Below are 23,559 nucleotides of genomic sequence, written 5' to 3' on the forward strand. Positions count from 1 at the left end.
CCAGGAGAGGCCGAAGGGCCGCAGCCCCCGAGCGGCTGCGGCCCTTCGCCGGGATGTGCTCGCGTCCTACAGAACGCGCACCGCGCCGCTCGGCGGGTCGTACGACAGCGGCTTCTCGACGACACCGGTGGAGGAGTTCTGCGCGCCGACGAACATGCCGCCGCCCACGTAGACGCCCACGTGGTACGCGCTGCCCGCACCGCCCCAGTACAGGATGTCGCCCGGCTGGAGGCTGTCCAGCCCGACCTGGGTGCCGGCCGTCGACTGGGCCTGGGAGACGCGGGGCAGGCTGATGCCGACCTGCTTGAAGGCGGCCTGCACGAGACCGGAGCAGTCGTACGCGGACGGGCCGGTGGCGCCGGAGACGTACGCCTTGCCGACCTGGGCCTGCACGAAGGAGACGACGGCGGCGGCCGAACCGGTGGCGGTGGACGAGCCGGTGCTGCTGCCGCCCGTGGCGGTGGAGGAGCCGGTGTCCGCGGAGGCGCTCAGGGTGGTGCGCTCGGCGCTGCGCGCGGCGCGCTCGGCGGCCTCCTTGCGCGCGGCCTCCTCGGCCTTCTTCTTGGCTTCCGCGGCCTTCTTCTTCGCCTCGGCGAGGTCCGCCTTGGCCTGCTTGGCGGCCTTCGCGGCCGCCGCGTCACGCTCGGCCTGCAGCTGGTAGCTCGCGGCCGCCTGCTGCGTGACGTCCGCGGACTGGGCGACCTGAGCGGCCAGGTCGGCCGTCAGGGTGGGCAGTTCGAGGGTCTGCGTCACCGGTTCGGCCGCGTTGGCCGACCCCGACGCACCGGCCACTGCCAGGGTGCTGAGGACGCCACCGGCAACTCCGGCCCGCATCGCGATCGTCGACGCGCTGCGGCGGGGCTTCCGGTGGCTGCGTATGTGAGCGGTGTGGGACATAGGGACAACCGGTATCAGTAGCTCCTCCATACCTTCAAGAAACGTGTGCTGCGCCACAGTTGTTCAATCGAGCCGCCAAATCCCGGGCGTGTCGCTCTTTATTGACGCCGTAACGGACATTGCGGACGGGCCGTAACCGGCCTGTGATCACGGTCTTTGATCGTTACGCCCGAATTGCCCCGCGCTTACCACTGGTTGGGACACTTGGCCAAGCCCGGTTCTCAGACGCCTCTCATGAATGTGGCACAGGTCACGGAACGGTTACCCCGGCGCGCGCGTCCGTCGCGTGCGCGGCGCCCGCCCGACGTCACCCCCCGGCCGCTCGTGAACGCGTGCACGTGTCCACATCGTCCACGGCTCTCCCCCTGACGTGTGAACGCCTCCTCTATCAAGGGGGGTCGTCCAGCGCCAATTTGCATGCAAGCGAACCATCTTGATATGGAGACGCTCCTCGTCACAGCCCTCTGGCCAGCGACGACGAACGAAAATGTCACCTCTGGTGATCAGGTGAACGCTTCCTGTGTGAAGATCACCGCTCATCCGACTTCATGATCGTTCGTCAGGTGGTGGAGATCACAAAGCTTGTGCAATACCCCGTGTCGCAGATCACAGAGCGTCGGGCATAGGATGCGAGGCAGTTGGGCTTGTGACCTGCTTCACATGTTCGCGATCTTCGTCGGGACGGGCGGGGCTCGTGGGGCTGTTGGGGCGGCTGTGAGCCCCGTGAAACCGCCAGCAGTCAGTGCCGACTGAGAGGAGCGAGGAGCGGTGAACGCGTATGCGCCCATCCTCGTACTGGGAGCCCTCGGGGCAGGCTTTGCGATCTTCTCCGTGGTGATGGCCACGCTGATCGGTCCGAAGCGGTACAACCGGGCGAAGCTCGAGGCCTACGAATGCGGCATCGAGCCGACCCCCACGCCGGCCGGCGGCGGGCGCTTCCCCATCAAGTACTACCTGACGGCGATGCTCTTCATCATCTTCGATATCGAGATCGTCTTCCTCTACCCCTGGGCCGTCACCTTCGACGCCCTGGGGATTTTCGGGCTCGTGGAGATGCTGCTCTTCGTGCTCACCGTCTTCGTCGCGTACGCGTACGTATGGCGGCGCGGCGGCCTGGAATGGGACTGAGGGGCCTTTGACATGGGACTCGAAGAAAAACTGCCGAGCGGCTTCCTGCTGACCACCGTCGAGCAGGCCGCGGGCTGGGTGCGCAAGTCGTCCGTCTTTCCGGCCACGTTCGGCCTCGCCTGCTGTGCCATCGAGATGATGACCACCGGCGCAGGCCGCTACGACCTGGCGCGCTTCGGCATGGAGGTCTTCCGCGGATCGCCGCGGCAGGCGGACCTGATGATCGTCGCCGGCCGGGTCAGCCAGAAGATGGCGCCGGTGCTGCGGCAGGTCTACGACCAGATGCCGAACCCGAAATGGGTGATCTCCATGGGGGTCTGCGCCTCCTCGGGCGGCATGTTCAACAACTACGCCATCGTCCAGGGCGTCGACCACATCGTCCCGGTCGACATCTACCTCCCCGGCTGCCCGCCGCGGCCCGAGATGCTGATGGACGCCATTCTCAAGCTCCACCAGAAGATCCAGGGCTCCAAGCTCGGCGTGAACGCCGAGGAAGCGGCCCGCGAGGCGGAGGAAGCGGCGCTCAAGGCCCTGCCCACGATCGAGATGAAGGGGCTGCTGCGGTGAGCGACGCGAACAACACCCCGGGTGAGGCGAACGGTCCCAACCCCGAGAAGGACCTGTCCGCGCAGAACCTCCCCGGCCAGCGCGGCCAGGGCGGCGAGGAGATCCGCGTCCAGCGTGGCATGTTCGGCGCCGCCAACGGCGGCGACACCTCCGGCTACGGCGGCCTGGTCCGCTCCGTCCGGCTGCCCGGACCGGCGAGCCGGCCCTACGGCGGCTGGTTCGACGAGGTCGCCGACGAGCTGGAGGGCGCACTGGAGGAGCAGGGGCTCCTGCCGGAGAACGCCATCGGGAAGACGGTCGTCGACCGGGGCGAGGTGACCTTCCACATCGAGCGCGAGCACCTGGTCCGCGTCGCCCGCACCCTGCGCGACGACCCGGCCCTGCGGTTCGAGCTGTGCACCGGCGTCAGCGGTGTCCACTACCCGCACGACAAGGGCCGCGAGCTGCACGCCGTCTACCACCTGCGCTCGATCACCCACAACCGGCTGATCCGCCTCGAAGTCAGCGCGCCCGACAGCGACCCGCACATCCCGTCGCTGTTCTCCGTCTACCCGACCAACGACTGGCACGAGCGCGAGACGTACGACTTCTTCGGCATCGTCTTCGACGGTCACCCGGCCCTGACGCGGATCATGATGCCGGACGACTGGCAGGGCTTTCCGCAGCGCAAGGACTATCCCCTCGGCGGCATCCCCGTCGAGTACAAGGGCGCCCAGATCCCGGCTCCGGACCAGCGGAGGTCGTACTCGTGAGCACTTCCCACGCCTCCCCCAGGGAGACGACCGAAGGCACCGTCTACACGGTCACCGGCGGTGACTGGGACGAGGTCGTCCAGTCCGCCGCCCGCGCCGACGACGAGCGCATCGTCGTCAACATGGGCCCGCAGCACCCGTCCACGCACGGCGTGCTCCGCCTCATCCTGGAGATCGACGGCGAGACGGTCACCGAGGCCCGCTGCGGCATCGGCTACCTGCACACCGGCATCGAGAAGAACCTCGAGTACCGGACCTGGACGCAGGGCACCACGTTCGTGACGCGCATGGACTACCTGACGCCGTTCTTCAACGAGGCGGCGTACTGCCTGGGCGTCGAGAAGCTCCTCGGCATCGAGGACCAGATCCCGGACCGGGCCACGATCATCCGCGTCATGCTGATGGAGCTGAACCGGCTCTCCTCGCACCTGGTGGCGATCGCCACCGGCGGCATGGAACTGGGCGCCACCACGATCATGATCTACGGCTTCCGCGATCGTGAACTGATTCTCGACATCTACGAGCTGATCACCGGCCTGCGGATGAACCACGCGTACATCCGCCCCGGCGGCCTCGCCCAGGACCTGCCGCCGGGCGCGGTGGACCAGATCCGCGAGTTCGTGAAGAAGATGGACAAGAACCTCCCGGAGTACGACAAGCTCGCCACCGGGAACCCCATCTTCAAGGCCCGCATGCAGGACGTCGGCTACCTCGACCTGGCCGGCTGCATGGCCCTCGGCGCCACCGGCCCCGTCCTCAGGTCCACCGGCCTCCCGCACGACCTGCGCAAGACCCAGCCGTACTGCGGATACGAGACGTACGACTTCGACGTCCCCACCGCCGACACCTGCGACTCCTACGGCCGCTTCCTGATCCGGCTGGAGGAGATGCGCCAGTCGCTCCGGATCGTCGAGCAGTGCCTGGACCGGCTCCAGCCCGGCCCGGTCATGGTCGCCGACAAGAAGATCGCCTGGCCCGCACAGCTCGCCCTGGGCCCCGACGGCCTCGGCAACTCCCTCGACCACATCAAGAAGATCATGGGCACCTCCATGGAGGCCCTGATCCACCACTTCAAGCTGGTCACCGAGGGCTTCCGGGTGCCGCCGGGACAGGCGTACACGGCGGTCGAGTCACCCAAGGGCGAGCTCGGCGTGCATGTCGTCTCCGACGGCGGCACCCGCCCCTTCCGGGTCCACTTCCGCGACCCGTCCTTCACCAACCTGCAGGCCATGGCGGCGATGTGCGAGGGCGGCCAGGTCGCCGACGTCATCGTGGCCGTGGCATCCATCGACCCCGTGATGGGAGGCGTCGACCGGTGACCACCTCTTCTTCGGAGCGGGGCGTCAGCCTGGGCATGCCGGAACTGCCCGCGCCCGCCTACCCGGACGACGTCCGGGCCCGGCTGGAGACCGACGCGCGCGAGGTCATCGCGCGCTACCCGGACTCCCGGTCCGCCCTCCTGCCGTTGCTGCACCTCGTGCAGTCGGAGGAGGGACACGTCACGCGCACCGGAATGCAGTTCTGCGCGGACGTGCTGGGCCTCACCACCGCCGAGGTCACCGCGGTCGCCACCTTCTACACCATGTACCGGCGCGGGCCGAGCGGCGACTACCAGGTCGGCGTGTGCACCAACACGCTGTGCGCGGTGATGGGCGGCGACGCCATCTTCGAGTCCCTCCAGGAGCACCTGGGCGTCGGCAACGGCGGGACGACCGAGGACGGCAAGGTCACCCTGGAGCACATCGAGTGCAACGCGGCCTGCGACTTCGCACCGGTCGTGATGGTCAACTGGGAGTTCTTCGACAACCAGACCCCCGAGAGCGTCCGCGGCCTCGTCGACGACCTGCGCGCGGGACGGCCGGTGACGCCCACGCGCGGTGCGCCGCTGTGCACCTTCAAGGAGACCGCCCGGATCCTGGCGGGCTTCCCCGACGAGCGGGACGGCGCCGTCGCGGCCGGCGGCAGCGCGGGTCCCGCCTCCCTGGCCGGGCTCAGGCTCGCCAAGGGGGAGGCGTCCGCCGCGCGCGTGGTGCACCCGCGGGACGGCGGGCCGCACGACGCGCCGCAGGACCGGGCCGTGCACGACCCGTCCCCGACGCAGCACCTCAGCTCGCACGACGCGCCGCAGGACACATCGGCATCCGACCCTTCCCACCCGGCAGGGCCTACCGCCGAGGAGGGGGAGTGATGACCGTGGCAGCCGAGATCAAGGGCAGCAACCCGGAGAAGCTGCTCGCACCCGTGCTGTCGGCCTTCTGGGACGAGGACGAGTCGTGGACTCTCGACGTCTACCGGAGGCACGAGGGGTACGAGGGGCTCCGCAAGGCGCTGGCCATGGCGCCGGACGACCTGATCGCGTACGTCAAGGAGTCCGGTCTGCGCGGACGCGGCGGTGCCGGGTTCCCGACCGGGATGAAGTGGCAGTTCATTCCCCAGGGGGACGGCAAGCCTCACTATCTTGTTGTCAACGCCGACGAATCGGAGCCGGGGACCTGCAAGGACATCCCGCTCCTCTTCGCGAACCCGCACAGCCTCATCGAGGGCATCGTCATCGCGTGTTACGCCATCAGGTCTTCGCACGCCTTCATCTACCTGCGTGGTGAAGTCGTCCCAGTGCTGCGGCGGTTGCACGAGGCCGTGCGCGAGGCCTACGCGGCCGGCTTCCTCGGCGAGAACATCCTGGGCAGCGGACTCGACCTCACCCTCACCGTGCACGCGGGCGCCGGCGCGTACATCTGCGGTGAGGAGACCGCACTGCTCGACTCGCTCGAAGGCCGCCGGGGTCAACCGCGGCTCCGTCCCCCCTTCCCCGCCGTCGCGGGCCTCTACGCGTGCCCGACTGTGGTGAACAACGTCGAATCCATCGCGTCGGTTCCCGCGATCCTGAACAAGGGCAAGGACTGGTTCAGGTCGATGGGCAGCGAGAAGTCCCCGGGCTTCACGCTCTACTCGCTCAGCGGCCACGTCGCGGGCCCCGGCCAGTACGAGGCCCCGCTCGGCATCACGCTGCGCCAGCTCCTCGACATGAGCGGCGGCATGCGCCCCGGTCACCGGCTGAAGTTCTGGACGCCCGGCGGCTCCTCGACGCCGATGTTCACCGACGAGCACCTCGACGTCCCGCTCGACTACGAAGGAGTGGGCGCCGCCGGTTCCATGCTCGGCACCAAGGCGCTCCAGTGCTTCGACGAGACGACCTGCGTCGTGCGCGCCGTCACCCGCTGGACCGAGTTCTACGCCCACGAGTCCTGCGGCAAGTGCACCCCCTGCCGCGAAGGCACGTACTGGCTCGTCCAGTTGCTGCGCGACATCGAGGCCGGCAAGGGACAGATGTCCGACCTCGACAAGCTGAACGACATCGCCGACAACATCAACGGCAAGTCCTTCTGCGCCCTCGGCGACGGTGCCGCCTCGCCGATCTTCTCCTCGCTCAAGTACTTCCGCGAGGAGTACGAGGAGCACATCACGGGCCGCGGCTGCCCCTTCGACCCGGCCAAGTCGACGGCCTGGGCCGACCGCACGGAGGTGAAGGCATGACTGTGACCACCAATGCTCCCTCGGGAGGGGGAGAGGCGGCGGTCCCGCCGGAGGACCTCGTATCGCTGACGATCGACGGCGCCGAGATCAGCGTGCCCAAGGGCACCCTGGTCATCCGGGCCGCCGAGCAGCTCGGCATCGAGATCCCCCGGTTCTGCGACCACCCCCTCCTCGATCCGGCCGGCGCCTGCCGCCAGTGCATCGTCGAGGTCGAGGGCCAGCGCAAGCCCATGGCGTCCTGCACCATCACCTGCACCGACGGGATGGTGGTGAAGACGCAGCTCACCTCGCCGGTCGCGGAGAAGGCCCAGCACGGTGTGATGGAGCTGCTGCTCATCAACCACCCGCTGGACTGCCCGGTCTGCGACAAGGGCGGCGAGTGCCCCCTGCAGAACCAGGCCATGTCGCACGGGCAGGCCGACTCCCGCTTCGAGGGCAAGAAGCGGACCTACGAGAAGCCCGTGCCGATCTCCACGCAGGTGCTGCTCGACCGCGAGCGCTGCGTCCTGTGCGCCCGCTGCACCCGCTTCTCCAACCAGGTCGCGGGCGACCCGATGATCGAGCTGATCGAGCGGGGCGCGCTCCAGCAGGTGGGCACCGGTGAGGGCGACCCCTTCGAGTCGTACTTCTCCGGCAACACCATCCAGATCTGCCCGGTCGGCGCGCTCACCTCGGCGGCCTACCGCTTCCGCTCCCGTCCCTTCGACCTGATCTCCTCGCCGTCGGTGTGCGAGCACTGCTCCGGCGGCTGCGCGACCCGCACCGACCACCGGCGCGGCAAGGTCATGCGGCGCCTCGCGGCCAACGAGCCCGAGGTCAACGAGGAGTGGATCTGCGACAAGGGGCGCTTCGGCTTCCGGTACGCCCAGCAGCGCGACCGGCTCACCACGCCGCTGGTGCGCAACGCCGAGGGCGAGCTGGAACCGGCCTCCTGGCCGGAGGCGCTGCAGATCGCCGCCCAGGGACTGCTCGCTTCCAGGGGCCGCACCGGCGTCCTGACCGGCGGGCGGCTCACCGTCGAGGACGCCTACGCGTACAGCAAGTTCGCGCGCGTGGCGCTCGACACCAACGACATCGACTTCCGCGCGCGCGTGCACAGCGCCGAGGAGGCCGACTTCCTGGCCGCCCACGTCGCCGGCCGCGGCCGCGATCTCGGGGGCACCTCCCGGACGGAGTCCCAGGGAGGCGACGGCGTCACCTACACGTCGCTGGAGGAGGCGCCCGCCGTCCTGCTGGTCGGCTTCGAGGCCGAGGAGGAGGCGCCCGGTGTCTTCCTGAGGCTGCGCAAGGCATGGCGCAAGCACGGGCAGAAGGTCTTCTCGCTGGCCACGCACGCCACGCGGGGCCTGGAGAAGGCGGGCGGCACGCTGCTTCCCGCCGCTCCCGGCACCGAGACCGAGTGGCTGGACGCCCTCGCCGGCGGTGTCGGCCTCGAGGAGGGCGGCGCCCAGGCGGCCGAAGCGCTGCGCGCCGAGGGCGCCGTGATCGTCGTCGGCGAACGGCTCGCGTCCGTGGCCGGCGGACTCACCTCCGCCGTACGGACCGCCGCCGCGACCGGCGCCCGGCTGGTGTGGATCCCGCGCCGGGCCGGGGAGCGCGGCGCCGTCGAGGCCGGCGCGCTGCCGTCGCTGCTGCCCGGCGGACGCCCCGCGACCGACCCCCGCGCGCGGGAGGAGGTCGCCGCCCTGTGGGGCCTGGCCGACCTTCCGCACCGCTACGGCCGCGACACCGGCGAGATCGTCGAGGCCGCGGCCCGGGGCGAACTGCAGGCGCTGCTGGTGGCGGGCGTGGAGGTCGCCGACCTGCCCGACCCGGCGCGCGCGCGTGCGGCACTCGACGAGGCCGGGTTCGTGGTGTCGCTGGAGCTGCGGCCCAGCGAGGTCACCGAACGCGCCGACGTCGTGCTGCCCGTCGCCGCGGTCGCCGAGAAGCCCGGCGCCTTCCTCAACTGGGAGGGCAGGGTGCGCTTCTTCGAGGCCGCGCTCAAGCCCGACCAGATGACCCGGCGCCTCGCGCCCGCCGACGCCCGCGTCCTTCAGATGCTGGCCGACGCCATGGACGTCCACCTCGGACTGCCCGATCTGCGCACCACGCGCGCGGAGATCGACCGGCTCGGCGCCTGGGAGGGGCCGCGGGCCGGTGAGCCGCTGCAGACCGCGAGCGCGCTGCCGCGGCCGGCCGCCGGAGAGGCCGTACTGGCCGGACACCGGTTGCTGCTCGACCGGGGCCTGCTCCAGCAGGGCGACGAGGCGCTCGCCGGCACCCGGCACGCCGCCCGCGCGCGCCTGTCGGCCGCCACGGCCGCCGAGGCGGGCGTCAAGGACGGCGACGTCCTCGCCGTGACCGGACCGGCCGGGGCCGTGACGTTCCCGCTGCAGGTCACCGAGATGCCCGACCGGGTGGTCTGGCTCCCGCTGAACTCGGCCGGCACCGGCGTCGCCTCCGACGCCGGGGTGCAGCCCGGAACCCTCGTCCGTATCGGTCCGGCGACGCCCGCGGACGCCGCCCCCAAGGAGGTGGAGGCATGAGCCCGTACCTCGCCGCTGAAGACCTCTCGATGTTCGGCACGGACCCCTGGTGGCTGGTCGTCGTCAAGGCGGTGTTCTGCTTCGCCTTCCTGATGGTGACCGTGCTGTTCTCCATCGTGTGGGAGCGCAAGGTCGTCGCCTGGATGCAGCTGCGCATCGGCCCGAACCGGCACGGCCCCTGGGGCATGCTCCAGTCGCTCGCCGACGGCATCAAGCTGATGCTCAAGGAAGACGTCATCGTCAAGCGCGCCGACAAGGCGGTGTACGTCCTCGCGCCGGTCGTGGCGGCCATCCCGGCCTTCATGGCGATCGCGGTGATCCCCTTCGGGCCGGCCGGCAACGAGGTCTCGATCTTCGGGCACCGCACCGCCATGCAGCTCACCGACCTGCCGATCGCCATGCTGTTCATCCTGGCGGTCGCCTCGGTCGGCATCTACGGCATCGTGCTCGCCGGCTGGAGCTCGGGATCGACGTACCCGCTCCTCGGCGGACTGCGCTCCTGTGCGCAGATGATCTCCTACGAGATCGCCATGGGCGCCGCGTTCGCCTCGGTGTTCCTGTACTCCGGCTCGATGTCCACCTCGGAGATCGTCGCCCAGCAGAACGACCGCTGGTACATCGTGCTGCTGCCGGTCTCCTTCATCCTCTACATCGTGACGATGGTCGGCGAGACCAACCGCGCCCCGTTCGACATGCCCGAGTCCGAGGGCGACCTGGTGGGCGGCTTCAACACCGAGTACTCGTCGATCAAGTTCGCGATGTTCATGCTCGCCGAGTACGTGAACATGGTGACGGTCTCGGCGGTCGCCACCACGCTGTTCCTCGGCGGCTGGCGGGCCCCCTGGCCGATCAGCACCTTCTGGGAGGGCGCCAACCACGGCTGGTGGCCGCTGCTCTGGTTCGTGGTCAAGGTCCAGCTGCTGCTGTTCTTCTTCATCTGGCTGCGCGGCACCCTCCCCCGGGTCCGCTACGACCAGTTGATGAAGCTCGGCTGGAAGGTCCTCATCCCGGTCTCCCTGGTCTGGCTGATGCTGGTCGCGACCGTGCGGGCCCTCAGGAACGAGAACTACGGCTTCTCCGACATCGCCCTCTACGTCGGCGGCGGCGTCCTGGTCCTGCTGCTGTTGTCCTTCCTCGTGGACATGTACCGGGACAAGGGCGCGAAGGCCGCCGAACAGCCCGCCGAGAGCGAGGCCGCCTTCGACCCGATGGCCGGCGGCTTCCCCGTCCCGCCGATGCCGGGACAGCAGGTGGCGCCGGTGCCCAGGCGCCGTCCCCGCCGGGAGCGGGAGCTGATTGTCAGTGGCGGGCCCGATACTCACAGTGACGAACCTGTGGGCGGATCTACGGATGGAAAGGAGGCGTCCGATGGCTGAGGAACACAAGGGACACAAGGAGAACCCGGAACACGGGGAACCGAAGGGGACCGACCCCGGTTTCATGAACCCGGTAGCCGGCTTCGGCGTGACCTTCAAGGCCATGTTCAAGAAGCGGCTGACCGAGCAGTACCCGGAGCAGCAGAAGACCACCGCTCCGCGCTTCCACGGACGGCACCAGCTCAACCGCCATCCGGACGGCCTGGAGAAGTGCGTCGGCTGCGAGCTGTGCGCCTGGGCCTGTCCCGCCGACGCCATCTACGTGGAGGGCGCGGACAACACGGACGAGGAGCGCTACTCGCCGGGCGAGCGGTACGGCCGCGTCTACCAGATCAACTACGCCCGCTGCATCCTGTGCGGCCTGTGCATCGAGGCGTGCCCCACGCGCGCGCTGACGATGACCAACGAGTTCGAGCTGGCCGACTCCAGCCGCGCCAACCTCATCTTCACCAAGGACCAGCTGCTCGCCGGTCTGGAGGAGGGCATGGTCGACTCGCCGCACGCCATCCACCCGGGCACCGACGAGCAGGACTACTACCGGGGCCTGGTGACCGAGGCCGCGCCCGGCACGGTCCAGCAGGTCGCCCACTCCGAGGGGGAGGTCGTCCAGGAGGGCGACTCGACCTTCGGCGGGACGGAGCCGGCGTCGGAGAAGGTGATCCGCCGATGAGCGCGCAGCTCGCCGCCGCGGCGACTCTCTCGGCCGGCACCTCGACCGGAGAGGCCGTCCAGTTCTGGATCCTCGGCACGGTCGCGGTGATCGGCGCCCTGTGCACCGTCTTCATGAGGAAGGCCGTGCACAGCGCGCTGTGCCTCGCCGGGACCATGATCGTCCTGGCGGTGTTCTACCTGGCCAACGGCGCCTACTTCCTCGGCATCGTGCAGATCGTCGTCTACACCGGCGCCATCATGATGCTGTTCCTGTTCGTGGTGATGCTCGTCGGCGTCACCGCGGCGGACTCCCTGAAGGAGACCATCAGGGGCCAGCGCTGGCTGGCCCTGCTGTCCGGGCTCGGCTTCGGCATCCTGCTGATCGCCGGCATCGGCAACGCCTCCCTCTCCGAGTTCACCGGCCTCGGCCAGGCCAACGCGAACGGGAACGTGGAGGGCATCGCGTCCCTCATCTTCACCAAGTACGTCTTCGCCTTCGAGATCACCGGCGCGCTGCTCATCACGGCCGCCGTCGGCGCCATGGTGCTCACCCACCGCGAGCGCACCGAGCGCGCCCGGACCCAGCGCGAGCTGTCCGAGCAGCGCGTGCGCGACGGCAAGTACCTGCCGCCGCTGCCGGCGCCCGGCGTGTACGCCCGGCACAACGCGGTGGACATCGCGGGCCTGCTGCCCGACGGCACGCCCTCGGAGCTGACCGTCAGCAAGACGCTGCGCGAGCGGGGTCAGGTCCGGGACGTGTCGATGGAGGCGCTGAACGATCTCAAGGCGCTGGAGCAGCGGGCCGAGGAGCGGCTGGAGCGCAACGCGGTCGGCCCGGCCGGCTCCCGGCGGTCCGGCTCCGAGCGGTCCGACTCCGGGCGGTCCGAGGAGGCGTCGAAGTGAATCCCGTCAACTACCTGTACCTCGCGGCCCTGTTGTTCACGATCGGCGCCACCGGTGTGCTGATCCGGCGCAACGCGATCGTGGTCTTCATGTGCATCGAGCTGATGCTCAACGCCTGCAACCTCGCGTTCGTCGCGTTCTCCCGGATGCACGGAAACCTGGACGGCCAGATCATCGCCTTCTTCACGATGGTCGTCGCCGCCGCGGAGGTCGTGGTCGGGCTCGCGATCATCGTGTCCCTGTTCCGTTCCCGCCACTCGGCCTCGGTCGACGACGCCAGCCTGATGAAGCTGTGAGGGGCTGAAGTGGAGAACCTGATTGCGCTGCTGGTGGCGGCGCCCCTGCTCGGAGCGGTCGTCCTGCTGTGCGGCGGACGCCGCCTTGACCGCGTCGGCCACTGGATCGGCACGCTGCTGGCCGCCGCGTCCTTCGTGATCGGCGTCGTCCTCTTCGCCGACCTGCTCGGCAGCGGCGCCGAGGACCGCACCCTGACGCAGCACCTGTTCAGCTGGATCCCGGTGGAGGGTTTCCAGGCCGACGTCGCCTTCCGGCTGGACCAGCTGTCGATGACGTTCGTCCTGCTGATCACCGGCGTCGGCTCGCTCATCCACCTGTACTCGGTCGCGTACATGGAGCACGACGAGCGGCGCCGCCGCTTCTTCGGCTACCTGAACCTGTTCCTCGCGGCGATGCTGATCCTCGTCCTCGCCGACAACTACCTGCTGCTGTACGTCGGCTGGGAGGGCGTCGGTCTCGCCTCCTACCTGCTGATCGGCTTCTGGCAGCACAAGCCCAGCGCCGCCACGGCCGCGAAGAAGGCCTTCCTGGTCAACCGCGTCGGCGACATGGGCCTGTCCATCGGCATCATGCTGATGTTCCTGTGGTTCGGCACCTTCGCCTTCGGGCCGGTGCTCGGCGGCCACGGGGAGGCCGGGCTCGCGGCCGGGGCGGACGAGGGCAAGCTCACCGCGATCGCCCTGATGCTGCTGCTCGCCGCCTGCGGCAAGTCCGCCCAGGTGCCGCTGCAGTCCTGGCTCGGCGACGCGATGGAGGGCCCGACCCCGGTCTCCGCCCTCATCCACGCGGCGACCATGGTGACGGCGGGCGTCTACCTGATCGTCCGCTCCGGCGCCATCTTCAACGGCGCGCCGGACGCGCAGCTGGTCGTCACCATCGTCGGCGCGGTCACGCTGCTCTTCGGTGCCATCGTCGGTTGCGCCAAGGACGACATCAAGAAGGCGCTGGCCGGCTCGACCATGTCGCAGATCGGCTACATGGTGCTGGCCGCCGGCCTCGGTCCCATCGGCTACGTCTTCGCGATCATGCACCTGGTCACGCACGGCTTCTTCAAGGCCGGGCTGTTCCTCGGCGCGGGCTCCGTCATGCACGGCATGAACGACGAGGTCGACATGCGCCGCTACGGCGGACTGCGCAAGTACATGCCGGTCACCTTCGTCACCTTCGGCCTCGGCTACCTCGCCATCATCGGCTTCCCCGGCCTGTCCGGCTTCTTCTCCAAGGACAAGATCATCGAGGCGGCGTTCGCCAAGGGCGGCACCGAGGGCTGGATCCTCGGCGCCTGCGCCCTGCTGGGCGCGGCCATCACCGCGTACTACATGACGCGCGTGATGCTGATGACGTTCTTCGGCGAGGAGCGCTGGCGCAACGCCCCGACGCCTTCGCCGGCGCGGCCCGACGTGGAGCCCGCCGCCGAGACCCGCGGCGCCTACGAGCCGCCGCACCCGCACGAGTCGCCGGGACTCATGACGATCCCGATGATCGTGCTGGCCGTCGGATCGGTCGCGGGCGGTGCCTTCTTCAGCATCGGCGACCGCTTCCTGCACTGGCTGGAGCCCATCACCGGGCACAGTCACGGCGACTCGCCGATCAGCGCCGGCGTGGTCACCGGGGCGACCGTGGCCTGCATGGTCGTCGGCGTGGCGATCGCCTGGGCGCAGTACGGGCGCCGTCCGGTCCCGGCCGTCGCCCCGCGCGGATCGCTGCTCACCCGGGCCGCCCGGCGCGACCTGCTCCAGGACGACTTCAACCACGTGGTCCTGGTCCGCGGCGGCGAGCACCTGACGCGATCCCTGGTCTACGTCGACCACAGCCTGGTCGACGGAGTCGTCAACGGCACGGCGGCCTCGGTCGGCGGCCTGTCCGGGCGGATGCGCAAGTTGCAGAACGGCTTCGCGCGCTCGTACGCGGTCTCGATGTTCGGCGGTGCGGCGCTCCTGGTCGCCGCGACCCTGCTGATGAGGGCGGTCTGATACCGATGTCCTTTCCCCTGCTGACAGTCACGGCGGCCCTCCCGGCCGTCGGTGCGATCGCCACGGCAGCCGTGCCGGCCGCGCGGCGCACCGCGGCCAAGTGGCTGGCGCTGCTGGTGTCGCTGGCCACGCTCGCGCTGGCGATCACGGTCCTGGTCCGCTTCGACCCCGGCGGCGACCGCTACCAGCTCACCGAGTCCCACTCCTGGATCGCCGACTTCGGCGTCCGGTACGAACTGGGCGTGGACGGCATCGCGGTGGCGCTGATCGCGCTGACCGCGCTGCTGATCCCGTTCATCATCCTCGCGGGCTGGCACGACGCCGACCCGCTGGAGACCGGCAGCAGCCGGTGGCGGCCGACGCAGGGCTTCTTCGCCCTGATCCTGGCCGTCGAGGCGATGGTGATCATCTCCTTCGAGGCCACCGACGTCTTCCTCTTCTACATCTTCTTCGAAGCCATGCTGATCCCGCTGTACTTCCTGATCGGCGGCTTCGGGGACCGGGCGCACGAGCACGGCGAGAAGACGGCGGCGACCCAGCGCTCGTACGCCGCGGTGAAGTTCCTCCTCTACAACCTGGCCGGCGGCCTGATCATGCTGGCCGCGGTGATCGGCCTCTACGTGGTCGCCGGGAACTTCTCGCTCGCGGAGATCGCCGAGGCGCGGGCCAACGGCTCGCTGGACATGGCGACCAGCACCGAGCGCTGGCTGTTCCTCGGCTTCTTCTTCGCCTTCGCGGTGAAGGCGCCGCTGTTCCCGCTGCACACCTGGCTGCCCAACGCCATGGGGGAGTCGACGGCTCCGGTCGCGGTGCTGATCACGGCGGTCGTCGACAAGGTCGGCACCTTCGCGATGCTCCGCTTCTGCCTCCAGCTCTTCCCGGAGGCCAGCAAGTGGGCGACGCCGGTCATCCTGGTGCTGGCGGTCGTCAGCATCATCTACGGCGCGCTGCTCGCGGTCGGCCAGCGCGACATCAAGCGGCTGATCGCCTACGCGTCGATCTCGCACTTCGGCTTCATCATCATGGGCATCTTCGCGATGACCAGCCAGGGCCAGTCCGGCGCCACGCTGTACATGGTCAACCACGGCATCTCGACCGCCGTGCTGATGCTGATCGCCGGGTTCCTGATCTCGCGGCGCGGCTCGCGGCTCATCGCCGACTTCGGCGGGGTGCAGAAGGTCGCCCCGATCCTGGCCGGCACCTTCCTGATCGGCGGCCTGGCCACCCTGTCGCTGCCGGGCCTCGCGCCCTTCGTCAGTGAGTTCCTGGTCCTGGTCGGCACGTTCACCCGGTATCCGGTGATCGGCATCATCGCCACCCTCGGCATCGTGCTCGCCGCGCTCTACACCCTCGTCCTCTACCAGCGGACGATGACGGGCCCCGTGAAGGCCGAGGTGAACGGGATGCCCGACCTGCGGGTGCGCGAGCTGGTGGTGGTGGCGCCGCTGGTGGCGCTGCTGATCTTCCTGGGCGTCTTCCCGAAGCCCGTGACGGACATCGTCAACCCGGCGGTGGAGCAGACCATGTCCGACGTACACAAGACGGACCCCCAGCCTGAGGTGGAGGCGGCCAAGTGAGCGCAACAGCCGTCCACAGCCTGTGGACAACGGCGGCGACGGCGGCCGACCCGATCGCCAAGATCGACGCGCCGAAGATCGAGTACGGGCAGCTGTCGCCCGTCCTCATCGTCATCGGCGCGGCGGTCATCGGAATCCTGATCGAGGCGTTCGTGCCGCGCAGGTCCCGGTACTACGCCCAGATGTTCGTGTCCGCCGTCGCCCTGATCGCGGCGTTCGCCGCGGTCGTCGCGCTCGCGGCACGCGGGTACGGCACGACCAAGGCCGGCATCACGGCGATGGGCGCCGTAGCCGTCGACGGACCGGCCCTGTTCCTGCAGGGCACCATCCTGCTGACCAGCCTGGTCGGCCTGTTCACCTTCGCCGAGCGGCGCCTCGACCCGGAACAGCACGGCAACCGCGTCGACTCCTTCGCCGCGCAGGCGGCTGCCGTGCCCGGCAGCGAGAGCGAGCAGAAGGCGGTCAAGGCGGGCTTCACCACCACGGAGGTGTTCCCGCTCCTGCTCTTCGCCGTCGTCGGCATGCTGGTCTTCCCGGCGGCCAACGACCTGCTGACGCTCTTCGTGGCGCTGGAGGTCTTCTCCCTCCCGCTGTACCTGCTGTGCGCGCTGGCCCGCCGCAAGCGGCTCATGTCGCAGGAGGCCGCGGTCAAGTACTTCCTGCTCGGCGCCTTCGCCTCCGCGTTCACGCTGTTCGGCATCGCGCTGCTGTACGGCTACGCGGGCTCGATGTCGTACGGCACGATCGCCCAGGTCGTCGACGGCACCGTCCAGAGCGTCACCCCGGCGCTCGCCGACACCATGGGCAACGACGCGCTGCTGCTCGTCGGCTCGGCGCTGATCGTCATGGGGCTGCTGTTCAAGGTGGGCGCCGTGCCGTTCCACATGTGGACGCCGGACGTGTACCAGGGCGCGCCGACGCCCGTGACCGGCTTCATGGCGGCGGCGACCAAGGTGGCCGCCTTCGGAGCCCTGCTGCGCATCCTGTACGTCGTCCTGCCCGGCCTGCGCTGGGACTGGCGGCCGGTGATGTGGGGCGTGGCGATCGTCACGATGCTGGCCGGCGCGATCGTCGCGATCACGCAGACCGACATCAAGCGGCTGCTGGCGTACTCGTCGATCGCGCACGCGGGCTTCATCCTCGCCGGTGTCATCGCGACGACGCCGGAGGGCATCTCGTCCGTCCTCTTCTACCTCGCGGCGTACTCCTTCGTCACGATCGGCGCCTTCGCGGTCGTCACGCTGGTGCGGGACGCGGGAGGCGAGGCGACGCACCTGTCGAAGTGGGCCGGGCTGGGCCGCAGGTCGCCGCTGGTGGCGGCCGTGTTCGCGGTGTTCCTGCTGGCCTTCGCCGGTATCCCGCTGACCTCCGGGTTCTCGGGCAAGTTCGCCGTGTTCAAGGCGGCGGCGGAGGGCGGTGCGGCCCCGCTGGTCGTGATCGGTGTGATCTCGTCGGCGATCGCGGCGTTCTTCTACATCCGGGTGATCGTGCTCATGTTCTTCAGCGAGCCGCGCCCGGAGGGCCCGACCGTCGCGGTGCCGTCCCCGCTGACGATGACGGCCATCGCCGTGGGCGTGGCCGTCACGGTGGTGCTCGGCGTGGCGCCGCAGTACTTCCTGGACCTGGCGGGTCAGGCGGGGGTGTTCGTGCGCTGACGCGGCGGTTGCGGCGTTGCGGCTTCGCGGCTGTGGTCCGGCACCCCTGCGCAGGGGTGCCGGACCACAGCCGTGTGTGCCGGGCTACTCGCCGGCGCGGCGCGGCTTGATGGCGGTCAGGTCCAGATCCGTCGGGAAGGGCGCACTCACCTTCATGCGCTCCCTGAAGATGCCGACGCTGGTGTAGGCGCCGGTGGTGGGTTCCAGCTCGAAGGCGTGGACGACGGCGAGGCCCTTCTCGTTCTCCACCCGCCAGTAGTGGGCGATACCGGCCCGGGCGTACTTCAGGGGCTTGGTCTCGCGGTCGCGGGACACCGATTCGGGGGAGACGACCTCGACGGCCAGAGTGACAGCCTCGGCGGGGTAGCGGGTCTGCTCCGGGTCGTCCACCACCTCGCCTCGCACGACGATCACATCAGGCTCGGGCCGGTTCTGCCGGTCGATGTCGATGGTGAACTCGCGGATGACCTCGAACTCCGACGGAGCGAGGGACTGGAGCTGCCAGTTGAAGAAGTCGACAGCGCGTGAGTGGAAAAGAGTCTGCGGACTCACGAAGACGAGGCTCCCGTCGATCAGCTCCGTATGCGGAGGCAGATTCGGAAGCCGGTCCAGGTCGTCCGCGGTCCAGCCGCCCTCCGGCGGGGTCGGCCAGTCGGGGGTGGACGCCTTCGGTGCGACGCTCATCAGTGCTCCCATGGGACGGAGTCTCGCGGGCGCAATCAGACTATCCGCCGGAAACGGGCGGGACTCCCGCGAACGTGTGAACGATCATCGTGTCCTTGGCGCGGGGCGGGCCGGGCAGCCTGTGGACAACTTCGGGGCTGTCGGCGCGGACCCCTATCGTGGAGGCAGTGGTCGGGGCAGGACGGACCGGACGGGCGAGGCAGTACGTACGGGGGACGAGACGATGGGCGGGACGGGCGTGATCGGTGAGATGACAGGGACGGCGCAGGTGAGGGACGGGGACAGCGAGGCGCTGGCCACCCTGCACCGGGTCTTCGGGTACGACGCCTTCCGCGGCGAGCAGGAGGCGATCGTCGAGCACGTGATCGCCGGCGGTGACGCCGTCGTGCTCATGCCCACCGGCGGCGGAAAGTCGCTGTGCTACCAGATCCCGTCCCTGGTCAGGCCCGGCACGGGCATCGTGGTCTCGCCGCTGATCGCGTTGATGCAGGACCAGGTCGACGCCCTGCGGGCGCTCGGCGTGCGGGCCGGGTTCATGAACTCCACGCAGGACTTCGACGAGCGGCGCGTCGTCGAGGCCGAGTTCCTCGCGGGCGAGCTGGACCTGCTGTACCTGGCCCCCGAGCGGCTGCGCCTGGACAGCACCCTCGGCCTGCTCTCCCGCGGCAAGATCTCCCTCTTCGCCATCGACGAGGCGCACTGCGTCTCCCAGTGGGGCCACGACTTCCGGCCCGACTACCTCGCCCTGTCGCTGCTCGGCGAGCGCTGGCCGGACGTCCCCCGGCTCGCGCTCACGGCGACGGCCACCGACGCCACCCACCGCGAGCTCACCGAGCGGCTGAACATGCCGGCGGCGCGGCACTTCGTGGCCAGCTTCGACCGCCCCAACATCCAGTACCGGATCGTGCCGAAGTCCGACCCCAAGAAGCAGCTCCTGAGCTTCCTGCGCGAGGAGCACTCCGGGGACGCGGGCATCGTGTACTGCCTCTCGCGCAACTCGGTCGAGAAGACCGCCGAGTTCCTCTCGCGCAACGGTGTCGAGGCGGTGCCGTACCACGCGGGCCTGGACGCGGGCACCCGCGCGGCGCACCAGTCGAGGTTCCTGCGCGAGGAGGGCCTGGTGGTCGTGGCGACCATCGCCTTCGGCATGGGCATCGACAAGCCGGACGTGCGGTTCGTCGCCCACCTGGACCTCCCCAAGTCGGTCGAGGGCTACTACCAGGAGACGGGCCGCGCCGGGCGGGACGGCCTGCCCTCCACGGCCTGGATGGCGTACGGGCTCAACGACGTCGTACAGCAGCGCAAGCTGATCCAGTCAGGCGAGGGCGACGAGGCCTTCCGCCGTCGCGCCCAGTCCCACCTGGACGCCATGCTCGCCCTGTGCGAGACCGCCCGGTGCCGCCGCGGCCAGCTCCTGGCCTACTTCGGGCAGGACCCGGACCAGGCCGGCTGCGGCAACTGCGACACCTGCCTGACGCCGCCGGAGACCTGGGACGGCACGGTCGCGGCACAGAAGGTGCTGTCGACGGTGGTGCGACTGAAGCGGGAGCGCGGGCAGAAGTTCGGCGCCGGGCAGATCATCGACATCCTGCTGGGCAAGCGCACCGCCAAGGTGATCCAGTTCGACCACGACCAGCTCTCCGTGTTCGGCATCGGCGAGGAGCTGACCGAGGGCGAGTGGCGGGGAGTCGCCCGGCAGCTGCTGGCCCAGGGCCTGCTCGCCGTGGAGGGGGAGTACGGCACGCTGGTGCTGACCGAGACCAGCGGCGAGGTGCTCCGCCAGGAGCGCGAGGTGCCGCTGCGCAAGGAGCCGAAGAAGCCCGCCGCGGCCAGGTCGGCGGGCGGTGGACGCGGCGAGCGCAAGGCCAGGGCGGCAGCCGCCGAGCTGCCCGCGGAGCTGGCCCCCGCCTTCGAGGCGCTGCGTGCGTGGCGTGCGGACCAGGCCCGTGAGCAGGGCGTACCGGCGTACGTGATCTTCCACGACGCCACCCTCCGGGAGATCGCCACCGTGTGGCCCACGTCGGTCGGGCAGCTCGGGAGTATCAGCGGGGTCGGTGAGAAGAAGCTGGCGACGTACGGGGAGGGTGTGATCGCGGTGCTGGCCGGGCTGGAGGGCCCGACCGCCGCCCAGGCGCCCTCGTCGGCCCCGTCGGCAGGACCCGGCACGGGTTCCGCGTCCGGCTCCGGCGCGGAGGACTGGCCCGAGCACGAGCACGAGCACGAGCCGGAGCACGAGCCCGAGCCTGAGCCCGACGACTGGATATAGGGGGCCGCTCCTCCCGGCGTTCGCCGCGTCACCGCGTCCGCGTCACAGGGCCCGGGTCGCGTAGGCCCGAACGTCGGCGTCCGTGTCGTCGGTGACGGTCGCGAGCGCCGCCCTGGCCTCCTCGGTGCCGGCGGTGTGCCGGGTCAGGGCGAGGACGGCCGCCTTGCGGACGTCGGCGTTCCGGTCGGCGAGCGCCTTGGTGAGGACCGGCACCGCGGTGTCCGAAGCGGCGGCGGACAGCGCGGTGGCCGCACCCGCCCGTACCTGCCAGGCGGGGTCGGACAGCGCGGCGACCGCACGGGCCGCCAGCGGGGCGGGGCAGCCCGTGTCCGCCAGGGCCACGAGGGCCGCGCCGCGGACCAGGACGTCAGGGTCCTCGGTGAGCCGGTCCAGGGCCGTGCCCGGGCGGGGCGCCGCCCGCAGCGTCCCCAGCGCCTTGGCGACCGCGACCCGCACCTCACGCGAAGGGTCATCGGCGGCGGGGGAGAGTGCCTCCGCGGCGTCCAGCGAGACCAGTCCGCGCACCGCCTCGATGCGCACCGGGGCGTCGGGGTCGCGCAGGGCCGCGGCGAAGGTGCCGGCGTCGCCCAGCCGCAGGATGCGCAGCAGGTCGAGCGCCGTGGCCCGGACGACGGGGTCGGCCTGGGCCAGAGCCTCGGTGAGGGGCTCGCTCAGGGCGGGTTCGGGTTTCAGCGTCTCGGCCAGTTCCCGCAGGGAGGCGGCCGCGGCGGCGCGCACCTCGCCGTCGGGATCGGAGAGCGCGTCGGCGAGCGCCGGACCGGTGCCTGCCGGGACGGTCTCGGTGAGCACGGTGACCGCCGTACGCCGGACGCCCGGCTCGGGAGCGGACAGGTAGGGGCGGAGGACGGAGAGGTCGGGTTCGTGCTCGGCGAGGGCCAGCAGCTCCAGCAGCCGGGGGGAGCCGGCAGCGCCGGGTTCGGTGACCGGGGCGGCCCGGGCGGCCGTGGCGGCGGTGGGGTGCGTCCCGTCGCCGAGGGGCGCGGCGTCGCGGGCACCGGCCGTCGCCACCTGCTCCGGGTGCACCTCGCCGAGGTGCCGGGAGGGCCCGCCGACCGGCGTGAACTCGTCGATCGGAACGAGATAGGGAGCCACGGGTCGTGCCGTGAACTCCATCGCACCGGAGGGGGACTTGTGCAGATCGAGGTGGTGGAACCAGGACGCGTCGTCCCGCTCGGGGATGTCGACGCGCTCGTGGTAGAGGCCCCAGCGGGACTCCGTGCGGGCCAGGGAGGCGCGGGCGGCCATCTCCGCGCAGTCGCGGATGAAGGAGACCTCGGCGCAGCGCATCAGCTCGTGCGGCGTGCGGGCGCCCATGGCCGCGATGTCCGTGCGCATCCGCTGGAAGGACTCCAGCGCGAGCGACAGCCGGGCGCCGGACTTCGGCGGGGCCACGTAGTCGTTGACGAAGCGCCGCAGCTTGTACTCGACCTGCGGCTGCGGCGGGCCGTCGGGGTTGCGCAGCGGGCGGTAGACCAGCTCGTGCGCCTCGCGCAGCTGCTCGGCCGGCAGTTCGCCCGCGTAGGCGGTGTACCGGGCGGCGTCCGCGCCCGCCAGGTCGCCGAAGACGAACGCGCCGATCATGTAGTTGTGCGGCACGCAGGCCAGGTCACCGGCCGCGTAGAGGCGGGGGACGGTGGTGCGGGCGTGGTCGTCGACCCGGACGCCGGAGGCGGAGTGGCCGCCGCACAGGCCGATCTCGGAGATGTGCATCTCCACGTCGTGGGTGCGGTAGTCGTGCCCGCGGCCCGCGTGGAAGGTGCCGCGTGTCGGCCGTTCGGTGGAGTGCAGGATGGACTCCAGGGCGGAGACCGACTCCTCCGGGAGGTGACTGAGCTTCAGGTACACCGGACCGCGGTCGCTGGCGACCTCCGCCGCGAACTCGGCCATCATCTGGCCCGACCAGTAGTCGGAGTCGACGAAGCGCTCGCCGTGCCGGTTGACCTGGTAGCCGCCGAAGGGATTGGCGACGTAGGCGCAGGCCGGGCCGTTGTAGTCCTTGATCAGCGGGTTGATCTGGAAGCACTCGATGCCGGTCAGCTCGGCGCCCGCGTGGTAGGCCATGGCGTAGCCGTCACCCGCGTTGGTGGGGTTCTCGTAGGTGCCGTACAGGTAGCCGGACGCGGGCAGGCCGAGCCGGCCGGCGGCGCCGGTCGCGAGGATCACGGCGCCCGCGCGGACGGTCACGAACCGCCCGGTGCGGGTGTTGAAGCCGGCCGCGCCCACCGCCCGTCCGTCCGCCGTCAGGACCCGGACCGGCATCACGCGGTTCTCGATGCGGATCCGCTCGCGCATCTCACGTCGCCGCAGCTGCCGGTACAGGACCTTCTTGACGTCCTTGCCCTCCGGCATCGGCAGCACGTAGGAACCGGACCGGTGCACCTGCCGGACGGCGTAGTCGCCGTGCTCGTCCTTCTCGAACTTCACCCCGTACGACTCCAGCCGCTGGACCATGGCGAAGCCGCGGGTGGCGGTCTGGCGGACGGTGGACTGGTCGACGATGCCGTCGTTGGCGCGGGTGATCTCGGCGACGTAGTCGTCGGGTTCGGCGCGGCCGGGGACGACGGCGTTGTTGACGCCGTCCATGCCCATGGCGAGTGCGCCGGAGTGGCGGACGTGGGCCTTCTCCAGCAGCAGTACGTCGGCGCCGTGCTCGGCCGCGGTCAGCGCGGCCATGGTGCCCGCGGTGCCGCCGCCGATGACGAGGACGTCGCAGGAGAGTTCTTCGGCGTCGGTGAGGGAGGGGATCTCCA

At 70.4% G+C, this 23,559-nt stretch carries 18 protein-coding genes; 15 read left to right on the forward strand and 3 right to left on the reverse strand.

The window, feature by feature from the left end; all coding sequences use genetic code 11:
* Positions 1–66: 66 nt before the first annotated feature.
* Positions 67–897, reverse strand: a complete 831-nt coding sequence (locus tag EV562_RS16575; RefSeq protein WP_133887591.1) for a C40 family peptidase — start codon at positions 895–897, stop codon at positions 67–69.
* Between the two features lie 768 nt (positions 898–1,665).
* Between EV562_RS16575 and EV562_RS16580 the strand changes: the two genes are divergently transcribed.
* The 14 genes from EV562_RS16580 to nuoN are packed head-to-tail and all read left to right on the forward strand — an operon-like array spanning position 1,666 to position 17,838.
* Positions 1,666–2,025 (forward strand): NADH-quinone oxidoreductase subunit A, encoded by a 360-nt coding sequence (locus EV562_RS16580; protein ID WP_003974383.1) that lies wholly within the window; start codon positions 1,666–1,668, stop codon positions 2,023–2,025.
* Between the two features lie 12 nt (positions 2,026–2,037).
* On the forward strand, positions 2,038–2,592 hold the full coding sequence (locus EV562_RS16585; RefSeq protein ID WP_005313804.1) for an NADH-quinone oxidoreductase subunit B: 555 nt from the start codon (positions 2,038–2,040) through the stop codon (positions 2,590–2,592).
* Positions 2,589–3,344, forward strand: coding sequence for an NADH-quinone oxidoreductase subunit C (locus EV562_RS16590; RefSeq protein ID WP_133887592.1), 756 nt, complete (start codon positions 2,589–2,591; stop codon positions 3,342–3,344). Before EV562_RS16585 ends, EV562_RS16590 begins: the two co-directional genes overlap by 4 nt.
* The gene (locus EV562_RS16595; RefSeq protein WP_133887593.1) at positions 3,341–4,663 is read left to right on the forward strand and encodes an NADH-quinone oxidoreductase subunit D; all 1,323 of its coding nucleotides are present in this window, start codon (positions 3,341–3,343) and stop codon (positions 4,661–4,663) included. The genes EV562_RS16590 and EV562_RS16595 overlap by 4 nt, the downstream gene beginning before the upstream one ends.
* Complete coding sequence (nuoE, locus tag EV562_RS16600) at positions 4,660–5,532, forward strand: NADH-quinone oxidoreductase subunit NuoE (RefSeq protein ID WP_133887594.1); 873 nt, start codon at positions 4,660–4,662, stop codon at positions 5,530–5,532. The genes EV562_RS16595 and nuoE overlap by 4 nt, the downstream gene beginning before the upstream one ends.
* On the forward strand, positions 5,529–6,878 hold the full coding sequence (nuoF, locus tag EV562_RS16605) for an NADH-quinone oxidoreductase subunit NuoF (protein WP_208298365.1): 1,350 nt from the start codon (positions 5,529–5,531) through the stop codon (positions 6,876–6,878). The genes nuoE and nuoF overlap by 4 nt, the downstream gene beginning before the upstream one ends.
* Positions 6,875–9,406 carry an NADH-quinone oxidoreductase subunit G gene (locus tag EV562_RS16610; protein ID WP_133887596.1) on the forward strand — a complete coding sequence of 844 codons (2,532 nt, stop codon included), beginning with the start codon at positions 6,875–6,877 and terminating at the stop codon, positions 9,404–9,406. Before nuoF ends, EV562_RS16610 begins: the two co-directional genes overlap by 4 nt.
* Complete coding sequence (gene nuoH, locus EV562_RS16615; protein ID WP_133887597.1) at positions 9,403–10,782, forward strand: NADH-quinone oxidoreductase subunit NuoH; 1,380 nt, start codon at positions 9,403–9,405, stop codon at positions 10,780–10,782. The genes EV562_RS16610 and nuoH overlap by 4 nt, the downstream gene beginning before the upstream one ends.
* Positions 10,775–11,452 (forward strand): NADH-quinone oxidoreductase subunit NuoI, encoded by a 678-nt coding sequence (gene nuoI / locus EV562_RS16620; RefSeq protein ID WP_133887598.1) that lies wholly within the window; start codon positions 10,775–10,777, stop codon positions 11,450–11,452. Before nuoH ends, nuoI begins: the two co-directional genes overlap by 8 nt.
* Positions 11,449–12,336, forward strand: a complete 888-nt coding sequence (locus tag EV562_RS16625; RefSeq protein ID WP_133887599.1) for an NADH-quinone oxidoreductase subunit J — start codon at positions 11,449–11,451, stop codon at positions 12,334–12,336. The genes nuoI and EV562_RS16625 overlap by 4 nt, the downstream gene beginning before the upstream one ends.
* Positions 12,333–12,632 (forward strand): NADH-quinone oxidoreductase subunit NuoK, encoded by a 300-nt coding sequence (gene nuoK, locus EV562_RS16630; protein WP_003974374.1) that lies wholly within the window; start codon positions 12,333–12,335, stop codon positions 12,630–12,632. Before EV562_RS16625 ends, nuoK begins: the two co-directional genes overlap by 4 nt.
* A 9-nt stretch (positions 12,633–12,641) precedes the next feature.
* The gene (gene nuoL, locus EV562_RS16635; RefSeq protein ID WP_133887600.1) at positions 12,642–14,606 is read left to right on the forward strand and encodes an NADH-quinone oxidoreductase subunit L; all 1,965 of its coding nucleotides are present in this window, start codon (positions 12,642–12,644) and stop codon (positions 14,604–14,606) included.
* A gap of 5 nt (positions 14,607–14,611) precedes the next feature.
* On the forward strand, positions 14,612–16,183 hold the full coding sequence (locus tag EV562_RS16640) for an NADH-quinone oxidoreductase subunit M (protein WP_133887601.1): 1,572 nt from the start codon (positions 14,612–14,614) through the stop codon (positions 16,181–16,183).
* Complete coding sequence (gene nuoN, locus EV562_RS16645) at positions 16,180–17,838, forward strand: NADH-quinone oxidoreductase subunit NuoN (RefSeq protein ID WP_133887602.1); 1,659 nt, start codon at positions 16,180–16,182, stop codon at positions 17,836–17,838. Before EV562_RS16640 ends, nuoN begins: the two co-directional genes overlap by 4 nt.
* Positions 17,839–17,922: 84 nt before the next feature.
* On the opposite strand, the gene EV562_RS16650 is transcribed toward nuoN, so the two are convergent.
* A complete protein-coding gene (locus EV562_RS16650; protein ID WP_133887603.1) occupies positions 17,923–18,522 on the reverse strand; it encodes a Uma2 family endonuclease in 600 nt (199 codons plus the stop codon).
* A gap of 223 nt (positions 18,523–18,745) precedes the next feature.
* On the opposite strand from EV562_RS16650, the gene recQ reads away from it, so the two are divergent.
* The gene (gene recQ / locus EV562_RS16655; RefSeq protein ID WP_133887604.1) at positions 18,746–20,788 is read left to right on the forward strand and encodes a DNA helicase RecQ; all 2,043 of its coding nucleotides are present in this window, start codon (positions 18,746–18,748) and stop codon (positions 20,786–20,788) included.
* A gap of 42 nt (positions 20,789–20,830) precedes the next feature.
* Here the strand turns inward: recQ and EV562_RS16660 are convergent, their stop codons facing one another.
* Positions 20,831–23,554 carry a fumarate reductase/succinate dehydrogenase flavoprotein subunit gene (locus EV562_RS16660; protein WP_243860089.1) on the reverse strand — a complete coding sequence of 908 codons (2,724 nt, stop codon included), beginning with the start codon at positions 23,552–23,554 and terminating at the stop codon, positions 20,831–20,833.
* Between the last annotated feature and the right edge of the window lie 5 nt (positions 23,555–23,559).

The organism is Streptomyces sp. BK208, assembly GCF_004364245.1.
GTDB lineage: Bacteria > Actinomycetota > Actinomycetes > Streptomycetales > Streptomycetaceae > Streptomyces.